The organism is Lactiplantibacillus modestisalitolerans (assembly GCF_005405425.1).
GTDB classification, from domain to species: domain Bacteria; phylum Bacillota; class Bacilli; order Lactobacillales; family Lactobacillaceae; genus Lactiplantibacillus; species Lactiplantibacillus modestisalitolerans.
The window spans coordinates 187,380-211,060 of sequence record NZ_BJEA01000003.1 but is presented as its reverse complement, the minus strand read 5'-3'; the positions used below and the strand labels follow the sequence as shown (position 1 = coordinate 211,060).

Here is a 23,681-nt window from a genome sequence, read left to right as displayed (position 1 = left end):
GTTGAAAAAAAGGCCCCAATTCGTAAGTGAATTGGAACCTCATAAAAGTACAAATCAACACCGGTTGACACAGAGCCTTTTAAGGTAGCTTATGAAGCTCGATAGGCATCGAGCGCTTGATAAAATGATTGCTTAACAGAATCGCGCGTATTTAAATAAGTAATGTAATCGGATAATTCACGGACATCACTAGTGCGAAGAAAATCAAAATCGGAGTGCGCGTAACGCGCGGCTGGCGCATACGGGCCGTGTTGACCAATAAACGGTTCCAGCCAGCGGTAAAAGGTCATCTGGGAATCATCCTTTCGAATACTTTAGTAACTATCAATATGCTAATAGTTTAACGAGCTTTAGAATAATTGTACAGGCCTTTTACGACTTCTTAACTAAGCGGCAAATCAAGCGTAATGTCTGTGGCGACTTTGTAACGTTCCGTTAAATAACTGTAATAATGTCATTAAATAAAGCCTTTAATCGCGACCCTGTTTAGCCGCACGTAAATCCTGACGACGCAGCAAATTTTGATAATAATCCAGACTGCTTAAATCTAAGCGAAGCCGCTTCATCGTCAAATCAATCGAATCCGTTCGATGTTGATCCAAGTACCAGAGCATAAAACTTTGCCGTAACGCGATTGGTTTCAATGGCATTCCTAACCGTTGACTATCACCGGTCAGGTACTTATGGAGTGCCGCTAAGGTCAGGTGCGGATCGGTTCCTCGTTGACGTGATTTCAAGAAAATATCGGGACTACCGGTTGACGCTTGACGTGGCTCAATAAAATGTTGTAATTCTTGCAAAAAAGCTTGTTCAGTAGCTGAAAACGGGATGGTCACTAATTCTTGATAAAATCCAGGGGCCAACATTTCAGTGGCCGTATACGCTTTACACGTTAAGAGCAAAAACAAACGAGTATAAACGTGCAAATCATGATTAGTCAGTATCGTTGGCAAGGTCTGGGGCCAATTTTGAACATCTAAATCATTAGCCCGCGGTTGGCCCTTAATTTTAAACGTTGGCAGCGTCGTGATAATCCGGTGCTCAAACAAGTAACTAAAGTAACCGTTTAGATTAGAAAGGCTTTTGTTTAACGTTGATGGTTTAAACTGACGTTGCGTTTGTAGCATTTCTAAGTAGGTCCGGACGTCGTTTTCAGTTAAGTCGGCTAACAACTGGCTGGCTGCAAACGTTTCATTGAAATGCTGCTCATAATTAAAAAAGTCTGCTAGGGTCAATTGATATTGTAAAATCGTAGGGGCTTGCTTACCATCGGCCCGGAGCTGTGCAACGAAGCTTTTTTCATAGGGAAACTTAGTCGCCATACTAATCAGCATCCTTTCTGAAAGAGAATTGTTACTATAACTAAAACACAATTATTTAGCGAATACAACCTAAAAGTGCGGTGCTGAGAGACGCATTCTAAGCATCAGTTCGATATTAAACTGAACAAGTCTGCATTAAAAGCACTCAAAGCTCAAGTTGGTAGAAGTTGATTTGATATGAGCTTAAGTCAATAAAAATTTTAAAATGAAATAGCAAGCAAAATTCAGCATTCAAATATTTTTTAAGTTAAGCTAGTAATTGATTGGTTTTAAAAAACTGGGATTAAAAATTTAACTGATAGCTAATGGTCGAACCAACCATCAAATTTTTAGTATCAGTACAACTGCTAATCAGAAATATTTTGAAGCTTAGTTTTGAAACAATCCGCAAAAAAGGACCCGGGGGAGCAAATTTAGGTCGTGGGGGAGGATTTTCTCTTCTAGGTCTACTTGGTATAATATATATTATGTAAACTAGAATATCAAAAAAACACCCCTCTCGGTTAGCCACGATTTTTACTCCTAATAATCAGTTCAGCCTTAAAACGGACGTTGGTTTATCCTGGACTTGCAACTTAAATCCATAGCATGCACAGATCTCACGGTAAAAACAATGATCGTAATTATCTCTAAAATATTTATAACTTAGAATCCCGCAGCTTTAATCAGCCGAACACGAACTGGCCGTATGCTAATATCTCCATGGCTAATTTAAGCCAACTAGATTTATGATTAAACCTAGTTGGCTTAAATTAGTACATATTCATCATTCATTAAACTGTAGCCGTTTTAGCTAACAAAATTGGTGCCACTAACAGTCAAAAGCTAAAACCAAACCCAATCTTAATCCTAGTCTAACTGATTACGCACAATTCAGCTATGCTATAATGAAAATTAATCGTGATTAAACCGGCTTTTTGGGTTGCACAATTACAATCATTGATCAATCCAATTAGCCGCATGGTTGCTACAAGCTTCATACTGAAGCTGTTAACGTACCCAATAAACGCACACTAATAATAGCGAGGCTTTCAAATGCAGTTCAATTCACACCAACAGCGATTCCAACATTACTTAGCACTACTAAAAATGCCATACGATGACGCCATTCAGCAACTACGGCAGCAATCCGGACCAGTTAAAGACGACTACTTTAACCAGGCGTCCTACGAACAATTTCTTAAAGGTCAAGTTCGGCGGCTTCAACGTGGAAACTACACGCGCACTCGCGACGGTTTGTGCACGCACCACGTTGCAGAAAACCAATTCCATAATATGTCTGATCCAGCGACCATTTATTACTTTCAATATCCATACCGCTATCAACAACGGAAAGCACTCGTTTACGTTGATGAAGTTGAGCACTTGATTTTACACGCCTTAATTGCCAAAGAAACTCACGGCCAATTTGGTTACCATGGCTACCGTGAATTTTTGGCAAAGGATGTTTGGGCTTGGTACGTTGACCATCAAATCCCCCAAACCGGTTGGCGTCAACGTTGCTATCAACGAGCCTTACTGTCTGCAGCCGAAACTCGGCAACTATTTGTGCAGTTGGAAACTGGGCCGCTCGCAGCACTAGCGTTGCATTAACCCATTACGCCAACTCCCCCCTAGTTATGTCAACTACCCCCCTGCTGTATTCAACTGGTATTTAGAACCGTCACTTAATAAAAAAGGTCCGTTCAACAGCCAACTTAATAGCGCTGAACGGGCCTTACTTTTTTAAACTTAATTTAAACGCGGCGCTGGCGAGACCACAACTGGGTTATCCCAGCAGTACCGCAAGTGATCATAAAAATAATTGGTAAATACAGAATGGCTCGACTACGCCCCTGAGCCCCTATTAATAAAGCGGTCAAGGTCAGTCCATCCAATAGTAAGGTTGCATACAGAAAGTAATGATTTAAAGCGGATGGTCGCCACCATAGCCACCCACCAATAACGACACTAATCAGTGTCGCAATCAGCATTAGCTGCCAATAGATATGCGCTAACCCAGCCCAAAAAGGCTGCGTTCGTTTCCAAGTTCGGCGTTGTTGCACCGACCTTAAATTGACTAGTGACCAATGAAAACCATAGTCTTCGCGTGCTAAGGATTGCATGCGGTGACTAATTACTGGGCCTAGCTGACCCGTTGGACTAGTTGCCAACAACGCCGCGATTGCCGGATCCGCTTGTACCAATGCCGTTTGCGATCGTTGATTTGCGGAAGTTTGAGCCCCACTGGTAACATCATACGAAACGTTGGCGGTCGGCGGTGTCACTTGAAATCCGTATAACCAGCTTGATAGTCCGGTTGTCGCAATTAAAACGACTGCAGTGGTGACAACGTATAAACCCACGTGCCGATACTGAAAATGGTAGCTTCTGCCTAAATCCAAAATAACAATCACGGTGAACAGCGCTAAAATCACTAACCAGCTGATCATAATGGGTTGAATCATGTTTGCTACCAGGGTTGCGCCTCCCGCGATGATTAAATTAAACCAATGGTCGTTGGGCGAAGCCGTCGGTAACGGCTTCAAAGCGCGCGTTAACGCCAACATCATCACGAGTAAACAGGTAATTAAAAGCGGTTCGGCTCCGTTTAACAGTGTGCTATAAAGCCAGTACGATGGAATACAATAAAAAATTAAGCTAGCCATGATCCCCAGTCGCCGCGAGAGCCACCGTGAAACCAACCAGTACAGCAATAGCATGTCTAACAAGGTACAACTAATATTGATTAACTGGCTAATAAAAAAATTAGTGCCCCCGAGCGCGGTGCTAAAACTGAATAAGTTAGCCACGTTCAGAGTCGTTGGCGAAGCGATGCTGGCACCAATTAGCCCGTGCGTGAGCATCTGGTGCCAGGTCAGACCGTGCGCATTAAATACCGCGAGCGCGTGATAAACTTTAAAATCACCGACCGGGGCAATTTTAAGCCAAGCGACTAGCGGAAACTTTAATAACGTCAACCCGATAAAACTGGCAACTAGCCAGCTGGTTTGGCGCCGACTTAACCAGTAACTGCCCCCGCCAATCAACAATCCCAATAGGATGACAACGCCCCCACTCAGGGCCAGCGATCCAATCCCCACTTGCGGTTTAACTTGCCAGCTGGCCACTAATAACCAAACCGTAATTATTCCGGCGATAATTAGGGCTAGTGCCTGTCCTAACTTTACAACTGCTTGCTTAACCATTAACTTCACCCCATTAAAAAGAACGCTTTAACCGCGACCGGACCGCAACTGGTGTTCCACCAGTACCATGGTGCGTTTTAGTCCAATCCGTCCTGCCATGTAGCTGACGATAAATTGCGACGTACGGCGTCATTCCCACAATCAATAAGTACGCTTGAAAACTCAGGCCTTGCCAAAACGCGCTTAAAAGCGGAACTTTTCGCTGAATGCTAGCATAGTTGCGTTGTAAAATATTTGCCAACAAGAGGCAGACCAGCAACGTAATGGCGACGATCGTAATAATTGCCAGGTGATGCCAGCCGACATGCCAATTCGTTAGACTACGACTCACAAGAATAATCAGGGTAATAACACTGGTAATGGGAATAATGCAGCCCGTAATCGGCATTAAAATCCAAAAACTCGTATCAATTTTTTGAAAGTAATTCAACTGTTTTGAACGCCACAACGCTGGTAAATAGTGCATACACTGAACCGCTCCCTGGCACCAGCGCACCCGTTGGCGGAAAAACGGGTGCAATTGCGTTACGGCTTCCTGCTCAACGACTAGGTGATGATCAAAAACGGTTCGGCCACCGAGTAACCAAGTTCTCAGCGTAAATTCCAAGTCTTCGAGTAAACTATTGCCCCAAGGATTCTGCTGCGCTAATTGTAGTCGGACAAATTGCCCGTTCCCGGAAGCAATCCCCGCACCAAGTTGATTACGCAGCTGCTGAGTCGCGTTATTAATCCCCATAAACTCAAAATTTTGCATCTTAGTCAGCCAATTTTGTTGGTTATTAATCAGTACCCCGGTTTGAAGCATCGCCATTTTGGGTTCAGCTTCAAAGTGCGCCACCACCTGAGTTAAATCGTGAGCGGTCATAAACGCATCGGCGTCGAGCACCCCAATAATCGACGTCTTAGGATCCGTATTAGCCGCAAGCGTCGTTTTAACATAATCAACGGCCGTATTTAAGACGGCCCCCTTACCTAACCGCCGATTGCCGGCGCGGTGTAAAATTTGTAAATACGGTGATTGTGACTCGGCCAACTTACGCAAGCTTTGATCCTTAGAATCATCATCAACCGCAATAATTTGAGCATGAATTGACTTCGGTAATTTTGCCAGCTCCGCCGACAGTCGCTCAATCGTTCGACCAATGATGAGTTCCTCATTTAAAACCGGAATAACAATGAACAACTGGTAAGGCCGTTCGCGTTTCACGTACGTTTTAACCGGCTGACGATAATGATTAACTAAGATGACCGTCAATAAGAAGTAAAGATAAAATAAACTAGAAATCGTAATAGCAATGGTTATTAAAATCCTCATCAACGCGCTCCCCCAATGAATATTAATTATCTAATTCAGACCCCCATTATACGCACCTTCAATTTAATCCGATGCGATTCACACGTGAAAACATAGTGAACTTATTGAATCTGTTTACAGTAAATTTACGTAAACTTAACCAACTTGCGATTGTAAATTGAAGCAAGCGCTTGCTAAGATGATGATATTCTAAAGAGATGGGACGACGTTTGATGAGAAAAGGGACTTATTTTTTAGTCGGTCTTTTGATTTTACAGCCACTGCTTGTTTATTTTAACCAGCAACACCTGGTACCCGCATTACCTGTTCATTATGGTCTGGGGCCGGATATCTTTTTAGCAGATCCGCACCGCTCCCCGGGGATTGCAGTGGGTGAAAGCTTAGTCATTCCCGTCTTACTGCTAGTTACTTGGAATGTTAAAAATAGAATGCTCTTAACGCCCCCCTTTGGCTGGATCTTATTGCCTAGAACCATCGTTTTTGTCTGGCTATTTGGAACGAATTGGCTCATTCTTGCCAGTTTGTTTTTCAATCTAAGTTGGTTAATCTGGCTGTGGCGGCTCTGGACGCTCTTTTTTGGGGGCCAGTTTCTGTGCTACTTTGCTAGCCTACTATGGTACGGCTGGCATACGTTTCGCTAAGCAAATTAAGAGAGGACTGAGTAAGGCACCCGCTGAAGTGTCTTGCTCAGTCCTCTTTTTAGAATCCAATTAAATTGAACGTTGCATCAAAATATCCGTCTGAGGATCGTCGCCCATCACAAACGAATGCGCACTGAACGGCTCGAACCCCCATTTATGGTAGAACGCTTTAGCCGGTTCGTTGTGTTCCCAAACACCTAACCAAATCTTTTTCTTGTGCGCATCATCGGCAAACTTCAACGCCTGCTGGATAAACGCACTGCCAAGGCCCCGGTGTTTGTAGGCCGATCGAATGTAGATTCGTTCGACTTCTAGCGCGTGGGGACCCATTGCTTCACTTTGAGCCGCACCCACGTTTAATTTCAAATAGCCAGCCGGTTCATCGTGACCAGCAACGAACACAAAGTAAAACCACGATTCCGGGTTAGCAAGCTCTGCCGTTAACTTACCCAAATCGTACGCCTCACTTAAGTAAGCCTGCATGTTAGCGGCCGTGTTCTGCGCCCCAAACGTATCTTGAAACGTTTCAATGCTAATCTGACGTAGTAGTTGAGCATCATTGACCGTTAATTTTCTCGTTTCCGTTTGCATCTTTTTTCCAGCACTCCATCCTAATTAAAACCACTTTGATTATGATCCCGAATTTCAATCGATTCACCCGCTGCCTGGGCGCGTTTGACGCGTTGTTCACCCCAAGTTGACATTGCCAGTAAGATTGGCCGTAAACTCCGGCCAGTCGGTGTTAGTCCGTATTCGACGCGTGGGGGAACTTCCGGATAAACCCGCCGTTGAATAATACCGTCCACTTCTAACTCCCGTAACTGCTGTGTTAAAACGCGTTGGGACACTGCTGGGATTTTCCGCCGTAATTCACCGTTACGTAACGTTCCCTGGCCTAGGTGACACAAAATAATTGGTTTCCACTTACCACCAATCACATCGAGGGTCGCTTCCACCGCCAACTGATAAACTTTTTGCACAACTTCATCCCCTTTCAATCCCGCGGATAACCAAAAGGTACCTAAAAGTAACTAGCGCACTTACAAGTGCGTACTTACTAATTGTTAGTCATGCCGTTATAATCAAATTCATGTTAATCACACATAATCTTTATTATAAACGAGGAGGCAATCAAATTGCACGCATTAACTTTAAAGTCTCGCTGGGCATTACTAGCGATGACACTAACCTTTTTTAGCGTCGGGGTAACGGAATTTATTAGTGTGGGGGTCTTACCCGCAGTTGCCACTGATTTTCACATTAATACCGCCACGGCGGGCATGATTACGTCCTTGTACGCATTGGGAGTCGCGGTCGGTGGCCCATTATTAGCTATTTTGACACTCCGGCAAGCTCGGCGCCGAGTCATTTTAGGCGCACTAGTTGCTTTTATTGGCGGACACTTATTAATCAGTGCTGCACCAACCTTTGCTTGGCTACTAATTGGGCGTTTCTTGGCCGCCATGGCTCACGGGATTCTGTTCGCGCTCAGCTCGACGGTGGCCGCTGAACTCGTTCCACCCACCCGTCAGGCCTGGGCCATTGCATTTATTTTTGGTGGCTTTACGGTCGCAACGGCTTTTGGCGCGCCACTAGGAACGGTCGTCAGTGACTACTTTGGCTGGCGACTCCCCTTCCTAATCATTGCCCTCTTAGGAATTGGCGCCTTTCTGCTCAACTGGCGCACGCTACCGCATGACCAACTACCGAGCACTTTACCAACTTGGCGTGAACAGTGGCGCCTACTCACTAATCGTCGGATTGGGCTCATTCTACTAGTGACCATCTTAGGATACGGGGGGACCTTCGTCGCCTTTACCTACTTGTCCCCAATCTTACAACAAATCACCCACGTTTCTGCCCACTGGATCAGCCTAATTTTGGTTATTTACGGGCTTGCGATTGCATTGGGCAATTGGCTTGGCGGGCGCTTATCACCGCATGCACCGCTCCGGTTACTCAGTGGCATCTTTTTACTGCAGGCCGTTGCGTTAATCGTTTTTTATTGGACCGCACCACGCCTGTTACTCGCAGTGCCAAACATCGTTGTGCTCGGAATGCTTGGTTTCATGAACGTTCCAATTCTTCAAAGTTACGTTTTACAACTCGCTCAACAAAGTGAACCCCGGGCCATCAACTTAGCCGCAGCTCTAAACATCGCTGGTTTTAGCGTGGGAATCGCCCTTGGCACCTTCATTGGCGGTCTTATCACAACCTTGATCAGTCTGGCGGCAACCGCACTCGTTGCCGGTGGGATGGTCTTTCTCGGCTACCTGTTAACCAAGTGGCTACAACGAGCATAAGCGAAAAAAACGGCGGTCAGACTACGCTTCTATCATTTTTGGGCAAGACAAGGGACTATGACAGCCGTCACAGTCCCTTGTTTTGTTTGGTCTAAAAATCGCACCACTAGTTACTTAAGCATCGTGGCGGCGCGGCTTTCCCCACTGAGGAATCACCTTGCCGTCCTCACTTAATTCCAAACCGTCAGTGTTACGTTGAAGTGGCGTTTCCGAATCTGTAAAGCCCCGTTCAAGCGCATCCACAAAGCGTTTCGACGCTTGACCGTCTAAGTCATCAAAGAAAAAGTTAATGAACCCCGCCAATTTAGCCTGGTCAACGGATGGGTGTTTCAATTGACTAATCAAATCGGTCGTGTTTTCCGCTAAACTTCCCGGAATGAAGTCAAAATAGTTGAAGTAGAAGCTTCGGGACTGCATATAATCTGCTAAATCCGGCGCAAAGAAAATCATTGGTCGTTTCAATAACGCGTATTCAAAACAGACTGACGAATAGTCCGTAATTAACTGATCGGCAACTAACAATAAGTCGTTAATTTCACGGTAATCCGAAACGTCATAGTAAAAATCAGCGTATTCGTATGGTAGCGTTGGCTTGTTTTGTACAAACGGATGAATCTTAAGCAGGAAGACGTAATCGTCGTGTAGCGCCTCGTAAATTTCCTTAAAGTTTAGCATCTCAAATGGATAGTACGCCGACTGCTGGCCGTTCCCCCTAAAAGTTGGTGCAAACAAAATAACCCGCTTACCTTTAATAAAGGGTAAATCGTGTTCTAACCGGCTACGAATCCGTTGCTTTTTAGGCTCATCGAAGAAAATATCGGTTCGCGGAATTCCTAAGGGCGCGATTTTATCCTTACTGATTCCAAACCCTTCGGCGTACTTATCTGCGATGTTATGTGATGAAACCAAGGCCTTCGTATAATTACGGTGATTTAAGGAGGTTACTTTAGGACCGCCCGGCATACCCAGCCGGCTATAACCAAAGGTCTTAAAGGCACCGACCGCGTGCCAGACCTGGATAAGGTCAGCGTTTGCCCGGATACGGAGTGGGTAAATTAGGGGATAAAAGTCGTCAACGATAATGTAGCGACTCGTTGCAAACGCCTTAGCAAGGGTTCGAACTTCCTTCCAAGTCTTTTTAGCCTTAATACTAGGCTTTAGGTAGAATGAAATTTGAAAATCAGTTTGTCGCCGCTGGAACTCCTGATAAATAAACTCAAAATTACCTGAGATACTAGCCCGACTATCCGATACAAAGGCAACTTGCTTTTGCCTGATTGGTCGCAGGCAGTACCACCGATACCACCATTTCAACGCCCGCCGCTTCAATCCACGCATTGTCGGCGTTTCTAGCCCACTCACGTCCGTAAATTCATTTTCTAACGGATTAACGTCACTGAGCTTATAAGACGTTACGTTTAGCGTCTGTGCAGCTAGGCCGTAACGAAAAATCAAACTGTACGACTTATTACTCTTAGCAGCGTAACTCGTCATTTTAGTCGTGTAGTTAAGATCTTGATGGTTATCTTTAATTTGACCAATACTGGTCCGGCGAATAAACCAACCGTGCTTTAAATATTGCTTTAACTGGAGCTGAACATCGTAACTACCCGGAATCAGTGGTTTACCACCACTGATTGTCGAAAAATTAATTTCGCCCCGGTATCCAGCTTGCGGAAACTTTGCGTTGGCGACTTGCTGATTAACAAGCGGAATTTCAATTTCTGCTTGTTCGGCACTAGTTAATACCAAACTCTTAATAATCCGCTCACCGTCCGCTTCAGGATAATTTTCAAAGTAGGCTTGTCCCTCAATAACTAAATAAGAACGATTAAACGCAAGCTTGGTAACCTGCCGTTTGATCAAGGACTCCGCTTCCTTGTCTAAGCGCGGCTGATACTGCTCAGCAGCTTCAACCGCACTGAGCTCATCTGCATTTTGTGGATGAACTTCAGTTTGAGCGCCAAATAGCACTCGTTTAATAATTCGTTTTAATCTTCGTCGCATCTAAAATTAAGTCCCCCGTTAATGGTTAGTCTAAGTGCGTCAAAAATTGATAAACCCGTTGCGTGTTCCGGCCGTCAAGACGCGGGAACGTTTTAGCTTTAAGTCTTTTGACGTAATCTAAGTTTAAGTTGGTTAAATCGTGATTAATAAAGGTCATTAAGCTAGCTAGTTCAGAAAAATGCGGTGCCCCCAAATACGAATAATAATCGACGTAGAAGCCACAATTTCGTTGATACGCTTGATAGTCGGGAGTAAACAACAAAATTGGCCGTTCAAAATAACTAAAGTTTAGTGACAGTGAAGAATAGTCCGTAATCAACAGTTTGCTTTGCGGTAATAAGGCCTTAATCCGGTCAGGATCCTGAAAAACGTGTACATGCCGCGGAAGCTTAAAGCTTGGTAAGTTAACGTACGGATGTACTGAAATATAAATTTCCCAGGATTGCTGAAGTTGTGGGCTAGCCTCAATAAACGCTTGAACCAGGGCCAAAACTTGCTCCTCGCCATGAACCGCTGGTCGATAAGTTGGTGCATACAGTAAGATTGGCCGCTCCGATGTCTGCGATTGTGTGGTCTCTTTTACCATTTCATCTAACATTGGTTCCCCAGATGCAATGACTTGGTCAGTAGTGACGTCAAAAGCATCCACGTAAAACGGCCGATCATTTTCAGTGTTGACAAACACCCAATCGTAATTCGTATGGGGTTTCAAAATACTCCGATTTGCATTGGGTAAACTCAAGCCAAACTTTTTAAGAGCGCCAATGGCATGCCACAGCTGAACGACTTGATTCTGGTCATGCTTGTTAATGGCATAAAGTGGAAAGAAATAATCATCAATAATAAACAGTCTCGACGTTGCCATGTAGCGTAATGCTCGTAACGAGGCCCACAAAAAGCCAACTTTACTCTTGAAGCTTCGATCATAATGGTAGCAAAAAGTAACTAAGTTTGAGTGCCCGGCCAACTGATACTCTGCGTATAACGCCTTTAAATTATCGTTTAACTGCGTACTCCGCATTGTCGCAAAAGTGATTTGCTGTTTACGTGGGCCGCTCAAGTAATAAAAGCACTGATAAATCAAGTTAAAACTAACCTTTAAAATTAACAACTTAATCGTTTTTAGACGTCCCATTCCATCACCGCCTTACCCCAATAATTGGTTAGTGCGGCTTCAAAAAAAGTTCGCATGTCTTTTACCGATCGTACTTGGCGTTTTAACCCAACTAAATTTTGGAGGCGTTCCCGCGTAACCGGACTAGCTTTTAAAATTTGAAGGGCCCGTTCAAAGTCTTCGCGACCACTTCGGCTGACACCGCGAAACGTCAGTCCTTCGGCCAACGCGGTTCGCGTATCAATATCCACAGGCTCTTCAGAAACCCCCATCAAAATAATCGTTCCCATTGGTTTAATATGATGAATGATTTGATCAATTGCTTGCTCACTACCGCGACCACCGGTACATTCAATTGCCTGGCTAACTTTTAATTTCTCTGGTAAGTGGTCAACAACGTACGTTTGGTCTGCAAAAGAAAAGTAGTTTAATTTAGACTGATGCCGGCCAAACACAATTAACCGACTATCAGGGAATAGTTGTTTAACAAGGGTAGCAGTGATGTACCCTAGATTACCATCGCCCCAAATACCCATCACTTCTTGGTCAGCGTCCATAGTACGTTGTAACTGTGTTAACCCGTGAACCCCAACGGAAACCATTTCGATAAAAGCGGCAACTTCAACGTTGATTTCCCGTGGCACTGGCAATATCCGGTCGCGGTGAAGGCAAATAAATTCCTGCATAAAGCCGTCGTAACCGCTAGACCGAAACTTAGAGGTCGGTAAATAGTTTTCCTTAATAATTGGATCATGGGCTACCGGCGTATTTGGAATCATGGTCACCAGCGTTCCAGGCTTGAGCTGCCCTTGCGGATCAAAGACGACCTCCGCAACGCCCTCGTGAATCAGCGCCATTGGTAACTTTTTTCGTAACACGGCCTGGGCACGTTGGCCGGTAAAATAGCGGGTATCCGCGTGACAAACGGACAAGTAACGCGGTCGGACAACAACGTCATTGGCCGTCACCGTTTCCGCAACGGTTTGCACCTCAAACTGACGGGCAGCAACCAGTCGATAAACTTGATTTAGCATGGCTAGTCCCTCTTTTCTACTAGGGCCGAAGCAACCCGTAAATCATAGGGCGTCGTGATTTTGAAGTTGAAGCTTTCGCCCCGAACCAGCGTGACGGGTTGACCAGCTAATAAACAAATTTTACATGAATCGGATAAACTGGCCTTTTGGGACGCCGTTAATTTTTGATAGGCCGTAACGAGTGCTTTAATGTTGAAGCTTTGGGGAGTCTGTCCCTGATACATATTGGCCCGAACGGGAATTGCACTGGCTTGGTCATCGGTACCCTGAACAATCGTATCAATCGCTGCTACCACGGTGTCAACCGCCGGATGTACTAAAGCTGCTTCGATATTATCATTGATAATTCGTTGGGTAATGAATGGCCGGACGGCGTCATGCGTGATAATAACGTCGTCATCGTGACGCGGGTAATGTTGCTGCAAGTAATTAATTCCTTTCATCAGTGTTTCATTTCGTTCGTTACCACCAGTGACAACGTGAACCCGTTGATCCGAAATATATTTACGAATAATTTCTTGCGTGTGGCTCAACCAATCGGCCGGGCAAACAACCAAAATAGCATCAAAGCGACTTTCAAGAACGAACTTCTCAACGGTATGAATTAAGATTGGCTTTCCAGCTAAAGTTAAGAATTGCTTAGGCATCGGAACGTTTCCCATTCGGGTTCCCTTACCACCAGCTAAAATTTGTGCGTAGATCATATTGGCATTACTCCATTCGTCGGTTCGTCGTGAACTTAATTGTTAAATCGAGTTTAGCCGGTAAAAATGATTGAAATGTGACTAAAAAGTAAAAATCATCAGATTTAAGTGCGGAAATCTGATGATAATGAGGTCTAATTATGATGAATGTTTGCAGCTATCGGAATAAGCTGGTTGCTGGGAGTGATTTTTGGATGAACTTAAGTTAAAGTAACACTTTACAATTAATATTGGTGAAATACGCACATCCGTTCAAACTTCCCCATTCCGCCTCCACTTTAGGCCGGCGGTTCTAATGACTTTTTCAAAATTAAAAGCGTAATTTCATTATACGAACATATGTTCAAAATTGCAAGCTACTTCGCCGTCAACCAATTTAAACCTCGCCACTCACCGCTTCACTTTGCCAGCATTTCCATCCGTAAGTTGCTATACTTAACGTTAGCAAATTAACGAAATGGTGTGTGAATACGTTGAACAAATTACATGATTCAAGTCTCGACTTTTCAGTTGCGACCCTTAATTTTCTTGCAAACGTGGGCGTCGTCTTACCCTACGTCCTATTACTTTTTAAGTACCAACAAACGCAGCAAACCAACTACCTAGTGGCTATCGTCGTCTTTTACGTAGCACGCGCAGCCAGCGTGTTCTGGACAAAACACCTGAATTTAAGAGCCAGCCGCTACCTGTTGCTCTGCCTTTGGCTTGGCGTTTTGGGGAGCCTACTCTTTAGCTTCACTAGCGTGCTCCCGGTCGTTATCATCGCCGCCATTTGTTTAGGCTACACTTCAGCCAACATTTGGCCGTACTACCTAACCATCAAACTACACCTTTCAAATAGTACGGATTTCAAATTAAAGCAATTCTATTGGTTGATTTTTCTTGGACTCGGCTTGCTGTTCGGGATTGACTTCTGGCTTGATCTACAATACCGCTTAACGTTCATTATTCTGGCCGTTCTCTTCATCACGGCGCTTCCGGCAGGCAAATTACTCGATCAATTCGCACTGGCCTTCTATGCCGAACATCAACCGGCCAAGCGCCAACCAGTTAAAGCTTGGCGCATCCTGGTTTTCATTCTGTTCTTTACCGCCCTAGGGTTATTAACGCTCCTCCGGAAAGTCAGCATTGACATTGCCCTGCCGTACGTTTTGGGCATCATCGTTGTTGCGATTGGCCTGTTAACCTTAGAAATCATGGCGGACTGGCACGCCATTACGCTAAATAAACTGCGCTTAGTTAACCGTGGCTTTTTGCTTAGTCTCATCCTCCTTGTTAACAGCTTTTTGGCTTACTTTGTGTATGGCAATAAGGGAATGTACTTGGTCTTTGCCCTCTACTTATTAGGGTTCGAAGGCGGACGCCCCTTACTACAACGCTTAGCCCATCACCATGATGATCAGGCCACCCGGTTAGCGCAAATCGTTCTCCTTGTTGGTCACGTGCTAATTCTGACCATCCAGCCAATACTGTACGGCCTGGGGCTCTTCTTGATTGCCTGTTACATCGGCTTCGAAAACCCAGCAATTAACGATAGCGTTTACGCCGCCGAAAAGGATGATCCGGACCTCGCCATCATTCATAAGTACCGTTTTTCCATGTACGGCGGCTTACTTTGTCAACTATGCTTCTTTGGCCTACTGACCACCGTTAGCAAGCTTCAGCATTTGCAGTTACTACGCTTCTTTAGTCCAACGTCTATGGCCCACGCAACGACCTATCAAATGGGGTTAGCTTGGCCACTAGTCGGCTTATCACTGGTCATTACACTCATGACACTCGCTAGTCAACGTTCAACCAAATAGGCTATTTAGAAAGGGAGTTGGGGACCCATGATCTTAGTCGCATCCGCCGCAATTTTATTACCGTTATTACTATTAGGTGGTTTAAACCTTTCCGCTACGAAAGGCATGAGTTTAAGCGCAATCGTCGTCATTTTAACCGGTTACTGGTTTTGGCACCTGTCGCCACTGATAATTAGTGCCTCGATTTTACAAGCCCTCCACAAGGCGCTCCCAATTTTATGGATTCTCTTTGGCGCCTTACTGCTGCTCAACTGTTTACGCGCAACGGGGGCAATTCAACGAATCAATCAGGGCTTTCAGGCGCTCTCAACCGACATGCGCCTCCAAACGGTACTTGTCGCCTTCCTCTTTGGCGGCTTGATTGAAGGCGTGTCTGGCTTTGGAACACCCGCAATGGTCACCGCTCCGTTACTCATTGCGTTGGGTTTTCCGGCAATGGCCGCCGTTATTTTAGCCCTCGTGGCCGACTCAACTCCCGCTGCGTTTGGCGCCGTGGGAACCCCCTTAACCGTGGGTCTAAGCAACGTTACCGCGAAGGTCGCAACGCTCAATTTAATTGGGTTACGCGTTACGCAGCTCGACTTACTGGTCGGAATGCTGATGCCGGCGACGCTGATTGCCTTGCTGGTCCTATGGTTTGGCCCTAAGCACCGCCGATTTCAGCAGTGGCTGGCAACTCTGCCGTGGGCGGTTCTGATTGGGTTCACTTATAGCGGGCTGGCCCTCCTCAGTGCCTGGCTAATCGGGTACGAATTTGTTTCCATTATCGCCCCCTTAGGAACCCTCATCGTGGCGATTGTGAGCATCCGTCAACACTGGCTAATGCCACCCAATGCCAACTGGCAGGTCGCGCATCCCCAGTCCGTACCCGCAACAAGCGCGCCAACTATCGCGCCGTTATCGCTTTTTAAAGCTTGGTTACCCTACCTTCTCGTAGTCGCGCTCCTATTACTCAGTCGAACTGTTCGGCCACTGAAACACCTGCTGACTCAATCACTAGACTTATCTTGGAACCATATTTTAGGACTACAAGCCATTAATTCAGACTGGGAAATTTTATATTCTCCCGGCACCATGTTACTGCTGGCCGCCATCGTCGGCTTACTCGTGCAGGCCCGCTCACTCAAGCCGCTGGGACCGGTCGTGCTTAAAGTTAGTCGTTCCATGGGCGCAACCGCTATCGCACTCATTGTGACCTTAATCATGGTCCAAGTCTTCACGAACTCGGGTACTAACCAGGCTCAGTTACCCAGTATGCCCATGTACATTGCTACTTTCATTGCCAGCGGCTTAGCGCCCGTTTGGCTATTCATGGCCCCATTTTTAGGCCAACTCGGGGCGTTTGTTACGGGAAGCACGACCGTCTCCACTCTAACCTTTGCCCAAATTCAAGCAGACATTTCGTTAACCGGGCAGCTCAACGAAAACTTAGTGTTAGCCGCCCAGTTAATCGGGGCGGCCGCTGGCAACATGATTTGTGTCCATAACATCGTCGCCGTCAGTTCGGTCGTCGGGTTAAATGGACAAGAAGGCGCCATCCTCCGAAAAACGGCCCTCCCGGCACTCGGCTACGCGGTCCTCGTTGGCATCACCGCAACGATTCTGGGTCAGTTGCTTTAACCGCCCCCTGGCTAATATTTACAAGGCTACTCAGCTGACTTACAATTAATCCAAGGAGGTGCCCATCCATGCAAATTCGGTTAGTACCAAACCTGCAACTAGCCAATCGAATTATCGGTCCTACGACGAACGCCACCGCAAACCAGGCCCTGTATCAACGTTACGCAAAACGATTACAGGCGCGGCTGGGCATTGGTTTTCAGGTCTACGTTGATCAAAGCAACGGCTACGACTTACTGAACGCCCGTAACGACGATTCAACAACTTGGTGGGTCGTCGCTGACAGCGTTTATCAAGCCCTAACAACAGCCCTTCTAGCGCATCACCAAGTGATTGCTATCAGTGATCAAACGATCCTGCTTAAATCGACCCAGGCGCTTGAAAAGCAGCTTAAAACCGCCAACCACGTTTAATTTGAGCCTAAAAAATAGGTGCCCGCAACTTTGCGGCACCTATTTTTTAATTCATCTAATTTGTCGACATCCGTCGGCGCATCACCGTTTCAATGGCTAGTAACGCAACGAACCAAACAACCGAACCAATCACGGCCCACCGGTTGACGGTGTCAAAGCACAAGATGACCGTAACCGCAACGAAGAAGACCAAGGTTGCAATGTTTGAGACTGGGAATAAGGGTAACTTAAACGGGTTATCCCGACTAGCCGCCGTTCGCTTATAAACGTAATGGCAAACTAGCAATGAACACCAGACAATGATGAAGTTCGTGGTCGCTACGTTGGAAATCAGCGTGAAAACAGTACTTGGAATCACGTAGTTTAAAACAACGATTACTAATAAAATGAGCGATGAGAAGGCCAATGCCCGGGCCGGTACGTTATACCGGTTAACGGTCCCCATCCACTTGGGCGCATTTTTGCCGTGGGCCAGCGTGAACAGGGTGCGACTCGTACTGAAAATGGCACTATTACATGCCGATAAAGCAGCGGTCAGCACGACAAAGTTAATAATTGAGGCGGCCGCTTTAACCCCGATATCGCTAAAGACCTGCACAAACGGGGATTGACTCGTCGTAATTTGATCCCAGGGGTAAATTGCCATAATGACGAATAGCGCCCCGACATAGAAGAATGAGATTCGAATCGGCAAGCTATTAATGGCCCGTGGTAATTCTTTCTGAGGATTCTCCGCTTCACCAGCGGTGATTCCAACCATTTCAATCCCAGTAAAGGCAAAAATAACGAGTGAAAACGACGTTAAGAACCCGCTCAGCCCCTTAGGGAAAAAGCCACCGTGGCTGACTAGGTTCGTTACCGTCACCGCCTGACCGCCAACGTGGGCTGACGAGCCAATTAAAATCGCGCCCGTCACAATCAGTGCAATAATGGCAACGACCTTAATCATCGAGAACCAGTATTCTAATTCACCAAACGCACTCACTGATAACAAATTAAAAATGAGGAGAATTAAAATAATAATTAACGGGGTGACCCACTGTGGAATCCACGGGAACCAGTAACGAATATAAATCCCACTGGCCGTTAAATCAGCCATGGCCAAACTGATCCAACACAACCAGTAAGTCCAACCAATGGCAAATTCAAATTTTTTACCTAAATATAAATTAATAAATTCCAAAAAGGAATGTAATTTTGTGTTTGAAAGGAGGAGTTCCCCCAACGCACGCATCATGAGGTAGCAAAAGAAGCCCCCCACCGCGTACGCTAATAAAATGGACGGTCCCGCCTGTTGAATGGCGGCTCCCGATCCTAAAAATAGTCCCGTTCCGATTGCACCACCAAGTGCAATCATCTGCACGTGGCGACGCTTCAATTTACGGGCCAACTGCTGATTTTCCATAAAACCTCAACTTTCCTTGTACCAATCGTACTTGTCAGCTGCTCAGGGCTGGACGTTTGATCGACTTTTAATATATTGAGCATACTTATCTAAAAGATAATAAATTACATTGTACTACAAAACTAATGGTCCCGCATACCAATGAAACTCACGGCGGATAAGTAAACGTATTCACCCCCATGGTTAGCTTGTTTACCACCCGCCGATTTCATATAATAGAAGCCAGTTGAACAGCCAAATTAGGATTGCCTTTTTGCACCCAATTTGGTATCTTTAAGTACTTTCAGCAGGGCGCAGCCGTTACCCGCGTACCCCTGCAACCAATCAAAGGAGCTTACTTATGCAAACTAAGACTAATGATCATTTCTGGGCCCGGTTCATCAAGGGCGTCATCATCGCCTTAGGTTTCATTTTACCGGGGGTGTCTGGGGGCGTTTTAGCGGCAATTTTAGGAATCTACGAACGTCTCCTTAACTTCATGGCCCACGTCCGCCAAAATTTCAAACGCGATTTTCCGTACTTTATCCCGGTTGGACTGGGGGGCATCGTTGGGATCGCGCTCCTATCCGCACCGCTCGAATACTTGCTGGCGCACGCCCAAGTAATTGTTTTATGGGGCTTTGCGGGCGCCATCGTTGGAACCCTACCGGCACTTACTAAAACGGCTAGTAGTCAAACACCACGTGACTGGATCGACCTATTTTGGTTTGGCGGAACCTTTATTATTAGCGCCGGCCTCCTTTACTTTATGAGTGAACTGTTCGGAACCTTACCCGCAAACTTCGGCGGCTTTATCGTTGCCGGCGCACTCATTGCACTCGGCGTACTTGTTCCCGGACTCAGCCCTTCGAACTTACTATTAATTTTAGGTCTCTTCACCCCAATGCTGACCGGGTTTAAGAATTTCGATATCGTTGGCGTTTACCTCCCCATTATGATTGGTGGCATTCTGGCCATGGCCCTATTTTCTAAAGCCATGGACTATTTACTACAACGTTTCCACTCACGCGTCTACCACTTTATTTTGGGGATCGTTACTGCTAGTACCATTTTAATCCTAGTCCCGAATCCTTACGCCGCGGAAAGCATCTCCTACGCTGGGGCGACGCTAAGCACCTACCTACTAAGTGCGCTTGCCGCCGTCATTGGTATCGCAATCGGGTACTGGATGAGTGCCTTAGAAACCAAGTATAAATAGGGTTTAACGGTGGTGACGCCGCATCCGCTGCGGTCGTTTGAGCGCATCAACTTGAGCCTGTAATTCCCCCAGCATTTGGGTTTGCAATTTTTGAATTTCTAGCAAGTTGGGGGCGTCCTGTTGAATTAAATGGTCAACCTTCGCGTGAAGTACCCGAATCTCGGCTTCCGATTTCGCGTTAACGCGAAAGTCATTGGCCGCCTGCATGCGGTCGTACTCCGCCGCCCGATTTTGACTCATCATAATTAAGGGGACTTGAATCGCTGCGACCATACTTAGAAACAGGTTCAATAAAATAAAGGGGTACGGATCAAAATGGTGCGCGACCACTGGCAATACGTTGAGGACCATCCAACTAAGCATCACCGCGACAAAGCTAATAATAAACGCCCAACTACCACCAAAATGGGCAACCGCATCCGCCACCCGCTGGCCGACGGTTAACGAGCTTTCAAGCTCGCGGTTAACGTCCACCGTTTGGTAACGGTGCTTGGCACGGATCTTCGTCATTTGAGCATTAATTTGATCGTTGGCCTGATAATCCTTAGCGATCATGCGGTCCATTTGGGCCATCCGGTATTGCCCCAGGTGGGCACCACAAATGAAACTATGCGGATGACAAGTTGGATAATCCCGTTGGATAGCGCGTTGTAACTGACCGTCTAACTCGTTTAATTGCATGCCGGCCATTAGGGAATGGCGTTGATGATCCACTAGGCAAACGGCTGTTTTTGTCATGCCGACCCCTCCTATTTTATTGTCATTACCCATAGCCTATCATCCCAATGACCATCCGTTCCGAAAAGAACGCCTAGCTCGAAGCACTTTTTGAATTGATTGCGGTTGGTGTTCGTTTTGACAGTAACTAAACAAAGGCTCCAGTTACCGGGTGATATGGTAACTGGAGCCTTTTAAATTAGCTTTAAACCGTCAGTTCGTCGACTAACATCATCGTTTGCTGGTGACCATCGTCTAAAACCGCCACCGTTTCTGGAAAGGCGGCCTGATAGGGTTCCGGTAAGTCAAATTCCAAAATCGTTTGGTGTTTGGAATCGAAGACGACCGTAACGCACCCTGACCGCGAAATCAGGGCAAATTGAAGGACCCGCGGCAATTGCACGACGCCTTGTAAATCATCGTCGATCACCGCCCAGATGCCATCAATCACCGCACCCGGTAATTTTGCGACCAAGCCTAACGTTGCATAGCGCGCTGCTCGCTGATCAAACAAGTTGCTCACCTCACTTTGCAGTTTCCCGCCTAATTATTCCGGACTACGACGGCCACTTCTTTTTCGATTCGTAAGAAGAGCCCCTGTGAATCCTGGCGAAAATCTTGTTCAAGGGTCGCGGTTAACGGTTTGATTTGACCTACGACCGTACCAGTCGTCCCGTAAATATCAATATTTTGATGTTGGGGATCCCACTTGACCGTCCAGTAACTGCCTTCTAACGCTTCATCGACAAAGTACTGGGTACCTTCCAACACGGCGTTGTTAATCACGCTCTGTTCATCCGCATCAATTCCGTTATCCAACGCCCACTTTAGTTTCTGATTAACCTCTAACATGTCACCTGGAATCATATTTTGCACGGTTCATGCCTCCATCAATTGATTTTTCAGTCATACTTTCCCATTTATCATAACATACTCATTTTAAATTAGAGCCGTGGCAACTCGTCGTTAAAACGGTGGCGCGCCGAGCTCGCAATTTCGCGCATCCGTTCCGGGGTATCCGCCTGTGAGAGCTGGTAACCGATGTAATACGGCGAGACGTTAAATAGGGGCACGATTTTACAAACGATCCGTTCACCCAGCGGGTAAAAGAACAAGTTATAACTATCGCAACGACCGTTAAAATAATCGTTTAAAGTCCAGCGAACCACGACCTGAACCGCATCCGCTAATGCTGCCGTTGCGTCCCAGTCGGCGGCCACGTTAAACTCGACAAACCCCATCACTGGTTGGTCGGAAACCGTGACGTGAACGCGATCGGTCGTAATGACCGGGTAACCAGTCAAGTTTTCAGGGCGCACGTTACCATAACCATCCACGTCTTCTAAGCCCACAATCTGCATGTGGGGGTGGCGCAGACTACCACCAGAATGGGGACCGAAATTTTTATACAGGAGAACGGACGCATACTCATGGCTCGCAATCGTCCGTTGCCAGTGCCGAATCGTAAAGTCAAAGATGGCCCGGTTTTGCGCAACCGAATACGTCGAAATGTCGCCGTTATGATCAGCCGTTTCGATCACGATTGTTTGCCAAGTCGCTTGCAAGGTTGGAAACTTATTCATCAACCAAGTACGGTCCGCTTCTTGCGCTAAAATGTCCGTTAACGCAGTCGGTTCACAAAATGGACAGGCATTGTGGGTATGGCGAATATTTTCTGGTTTGTCCTTAGCAATCTGGGTATCAAAAATTAAGGGGTGTGCTTGCATATTCAATCTGATCCTTTCAATAAAAAACGGTCTGCCACGTAGGCAAACCGTCTGGGATTGGTTCATCAATTCATCGGCTCTGGGGTGTCGGTGCCGGGTCCAAACTGTACGTTGGCCATGGTAATCCAAACAACGAATTCAGTTGACGCTAACCGCCAATACTGCGGGTTAGACGCCACTGGCCGGGGTTGTTCAAATAACGCAATGGCTAACGCGTTCGCCGCGTTGTCAGCGGCAATTGGAACGCTAGCACCAAACGTTTGGGCGGCGGGAACGTCTGGGAAGCGAACGTCCCAATAAGTTCCCTCATCCCGGAAAATGGCTGGATACTTAACTTCCATTTCGTGCTCCATCTCCATCACTCCGATCTAAAACGTTTACGGCTATTATACCGAAACTAGCCGCAAAAACCTAATTTGCTTTGGTCGTGACGTACGACCCATCCTTGTTAGTCGTTATCTTATAGTTCCCCGAAATCGAGTTACCATAAACCTTCGCATCATCTAAGTTATCAAACGTCTTAGAGCCATCCTGATTATCGCTCGATGCCTCTGACGAAGCCTGACTGGACGAACTGGACGACGCCTGACCTGAAGAACTCGACTGACTATTTTGCTGGTTGCTTGACGTAGCCGCACTACTACTGTGAGCCGTACTCGTACTATGACTAGTTGCCGAGGACTCAGCATGCGTTGATGTCGTTGTATGCGACTGTGTCGAACTCTGCTGCGCCGTACCTTGAGGTGACGTTACTGCTGAATTCGTGCTCGTGGTCTCCGTATCGGCCGTTGCATCCGTCGTATCCGTACTCGACGAAGCTTGCTTTTTATGCTTCTTTTTGGAGCTCGATTTAGCCCGCTTGCTATGGTGCGTTTTCGACTGACGGCTTGAACTGTCCGTTTGGACGAGATCTTGATCAGTCGCCGCACGCACAAAGTAAACCGTCGCACCGCCGAGCGCAATTACGATGGCGGCCAACAACCACAACGAAACGTGGCGCTTCTTTTTAGGTGGTTGCGGTTTCTGGGGCTTTTGCGGTCCCTGCGAACCCGCTGAACGGTGCCGCTTGCTATCTTTAGCAGCCTGGCGGGCCCGCAACCGGGACATCCGCGTTGGTTCTTGTTCAGGCATTAACGATCGCACTTCCTTTCTTACTTCCGCAAGTTTA

The 23,681-nt window shown here is 46.4% G+C and carries 24 protein-coding genes; 7 read left to right on the top strand and 17 right to left on the bottom strand.

Annotated elements, in window-relative coordinates:
• Positions 1-89: 89 nt before the first annotated feature.
• Together FFM79_RS02715 and FFM79_RS02710 are read right to left on the bottom strand one after the other, a co-directional pair.
• Positions 90-290 (bottom strand): YozE family protein, encoded by a 201-nt coding sequence (locus tag FFM79_RS02715; RefSeq protein ID WP_137641929.1) that lies wholly within the window; start codon positions 288-290, stop codon positions 90-92.
• Positions 291-470: 180 nt separating this feature from the next.
• On the bottom strand, positions 471-1,322 hold the full coding sequence (locus FFM79_RS02710; RefSeq protein ID WP_137641928.1) for a phage integrase N-terminal SAM-like domain-containing protein: 852 nt from the start codon (positions 1,320-1,322) through the stop codon (positions 471-473).
• 1,035 nt (positions 1,323-2,357) lie between these two features.
• Here FFM79_RS02710 and FFM79_RS02705 point away from each other — a divergent pair.
• A complete protein-coding gene (locus tag FFM79_RS02705; protein ID WP_137641927.1) occupies positions 2,358-2,915 on the top strand; it encodes an SAV1803-related protein in 558 nt (185 codons plus the stop codon).
• Positions 2,916-3,058: 143 nt separating this feature from the next.
• Here FFM79_RS02705 and FFM79_RS02700 read toward each other — a convergent pair whose 3' ends face one another.
• Positions 3,059-4,510, bottom strand: a complete 1,452-nt coding sequence (locus FFM79_RS02700; RefSeq protein WP_137641926.1) for a hypothetical protein — start codon at positions 4,508-4,510, stop codon at positions 3,059-3,061.
• 13 nt (positions 4,511-4,523) lie between these two features.
• A complete protein-coding gene (locus tag FFM79_RS02695; protein WP_137641925.1) occupies positions 4,524-5,825 on the bottom strand; it encodes a glycosyltransferase family 2 protein in 1,302 nt (433 codons plus the stop codon).
• 212 nt (positions 5,826-6,037) lie between these two features.
• Between FFM79_RS02695 and FFM79_RS02690 the strand changes: the two genes are divergently transcribed.
• Positions 6,038-6,466 carry a hypothetical protein gene (locus FFM79_RS02690; RefSeq protein ID WP_137641924.1) on the top strand — a complete coding sequence of 143 codons (429 nt, stop codon included), beginning with the start codon at positions 6,038-6,040 and terminating at the stop codon, positions 6,464-6,466.
• A 69-nt stretch (positions 6,467-6,535) separates the two neighbouring features.
• Here FFM79_RS02690 and FFM79_RS02685 read toward each other — a convergent pair whose 3' ends face one another.
• Positions 6,536-7,057, bottom strand: coding sequence for a GNAT family N-acetyltransferase (locus FFM79_RS02685; protein ID WP_137641923.1), 522 nt, complete (start codon positions 7,055-7,057; stop codon positions 6,536-6,538).
• A gap of 20 nt (positions 7,058-7,077) precedes the next feature.
• A complete protein-coding gene (locus tag FFM79_RS02680) occupies positions 7,078-7,446 on the bottom strand; it encodes a winged helix-turn-helix transcriptional regulator (protein ID WP_137641922.1) in 369 nt (122 codons plus the stop codon).
• 156 nt (positions 7,447-7,602) lie between these two features.
• Between FFM79_RS02680 and FFM79_RS02675 the strand changes: the two genes are divergently transcribed.
• Entirely contained in the window at positions 7,603-8,769 is a 1,167-nt protein-coding gene (locus tag FFM79_RS02675; RefSeq protein WP_225424358.1) for an MFS transporter, read from the top strand.
• A gap of 114 nt (positions 8,770-8,883) precedes the next feature.
• On the opposite strand, the gene FFM79_RS02670 is transcribed toward FFM79_RS02675, so the two are convergent.
• From FFM79_RS02670 to FFM79_RS02655, 4 genes are read right to left on the bottom strand one after another with little or no spacing between them, the layout of a single operon-like run.
• Complete coding sequence (locus FFM79_RS02670) at positions 8,884-10,776, bottom strand: CDP-glycerol glycerophosphotransferase family protein (protein WP_137641921.1); 1,893 nt, start codon at positions 10,774-10,776, stop codon at positions 8,884-8,886.
• Positions 10,777-10,801: 25 nt separating this feature from the next.
• Positions 10,802-11,911, bottom strand: coding sequence for a CDP-glycerol glycerophosphotransferase family protein (locus FFM79_RS02665; protein ID WP_137641920.1), 1,110 nt, complete (start codon positions 11,909-11,911; stop codon positions 10,802-10,804).
• Complete coding sequence (locus FFM79_RS02660) at positions 11,899-12,924, bottom strand: ribitol-5-phosphate dehydrogenase (protein WP_137641919.1); 1,026 nt, start codon at positions 12,922-12,924, stop codon at positions 11,899-11,901. Before FFM79_RS02660 ends, FFM79_RS02665 begins: the two co-directional genes overlap by 13 nt.
• Before the next feature lie 2 nt (positions 12,925-12,926).
• Positions 12,927-13,628 carry an IspD/TarI family cytidylyltransferase gene (locus FFM79_RS02655; protein WP_137641918.1) on the bottom strand — a complete coding sequence of 234 codons (702 nt, stop codon included), beginning with the start codon at positions 13,626-13,628 and terminating at the stop codon, positions 12,927-12,929.
• Between the two features lie 473 nt (positions 13,629-14,101).
• Between FFM79_RS02655 and FFM79_RS02650 the strand changes: the two genes are divergently transcribed.
• The 3 genes from FFM79_RS02650 (at position 14,102) to FFM79_RS02640 (ending at position 17,466) form a co-directional block, all read left to right on the top strand.
• The gene (locus FFM79_RS02650; protein ID WP_137641917.1) at positions 14,102-15,433 is read left to right on the top strand and encodes a hypothetical protein; all 1,332 of its coding nucleotides are present in this window, start codon (positions 14,102-14,104) and stop codon (positions 15,431-15,433) included.
• Positions 15,434-15,460: 27 nt separating this feature from the next.
• Complete coding sequence (locus tag FFM79_RS02645) at positions 15,461-17,053, top strand: L-lactate permease (protein WP_137641916.1); 1,593 nt, start codon at positions 15,461-15,463, stop codon at positions 17,051-17,053.
• 68 nt (positions 17,054-17,121) lie between these two features.
• On the top strand, positions 17,122-17,466 hold the full coding sequence (locus FFM79_RS02640; RefSeq protein WP_137641915.1) for a hypothetical protein: 345 nt from the start codon (positions 17,122-17,124) through the stop codon (positions 17,464-17,466).
• Between the two features lie 55 nt (positions 17,467-17,521).
• On the opposite strand, the gene FFM79_RS02635 is transcribed toward FFM79_RS02640, so the two are convergent.
• A complete protein-coding gene (locus FFM79_RS02635; protein ID WP_137641914.1) occupies positions 17,522-18,871 on the bottom strand; it encodes an amino acid permease in 1,350 nt (449 codons plus the stop codon).
• 340 nt (positions 18,872-19,211) lie between these two features.
• Between FFM79_RS02635 and FFM79_RS02630 the strand changes: the two genes are divergently transcribed.
• Positions 19,212-20,069, top strand: a complete 858-nt coding sequence (locus FFM79_RS02630; protein ID WP_137641913.1) for a DUF368 domain-containing protein — start codon at positions 19,212-19,214, stop codon at positions 20,067-20,069.
• Between the two features lie 3 nt (positions 20,070-20,072).
• Here the strand turns inward: FFM79_RS02630 and FFM79_RS02625 are convergent, their stop codons facing one another.
• The 6 genes from FFM79_RS02625 to FFM79_RS02600 form a co-directional block, all read right to left on the bottom strand.
• Positions 20,073-20,807: a DUF1003 domain-containing protein gene (locus FFM79_RS02625; RefSeq protein ID WP_137641912.1), complete on the bottom strand. Its 735-nt coding sequence runs from the start codon at positions 20,805-20,807 to the stop codon at positions 20,073-20,075.
• A 184-nt stretch (positions 20,808-20,991) separates the two neighbouring features.
• Complete coding sequence (locus tag FFM79_RS02620; protein WP_225424357.1) at positions 20,992-21,309, bottom strand: DUF960 domain-containing protein; 318 nt, start codon at positions 21,307-21,309, stop codon at positions 20,992-20,994.
• A gap of 20 nt (positions 21,310-21,329) precedes the next feature.
• Positions 21,330-21,653: a hypothetical protein gene (locus FFM79_RS02615; RefSeq protein WP_225424359.1), complete on the bottom strand. Its 324-nt coding sequence runs from the start codon at positions 21,651-21,653 to the stop codon at positions 21,330-21,332.
• A gap of 77 nt (positions 21,654-21,730) precedes the next feature.
• Complete coding sequence (locus FFM79_RS02610) at positions 21,731-22,513, bottom strand: DUF4931 domain-containing protein (protein ID WP_137641909.1); 783 nt, start codon at positions 22,511-22,513, stop codon at positions 21,731-21,733.
• Positions 22,514-22,578: 65 nt separating this feature from the next.
• Positions 22,579-22,866, bottom strand: coding sequence for an RNA-binding protein (locus FFM79_RS02605; protein ID WP_137641908.1), 288 nt, complete (start codon positions 22,864-22,866; stop codon positions 22,579-22,581).
• Between the two features lie 58 nt (positions 22,867-22,924).
• Positions 22,925-23,644 (bottom strand): hypothetical protein, encoded by a 720-nt coding sequence (locus FFM79_RS02600; RefSeq protein WP_137641907.1) that lies wholly within the window; start codon positions 23,642-23,644, stop codon positions 22,925-22,927.
• Between the last annotated feature and the right edge of the window lie 37 nt (positions 23,645-23,681).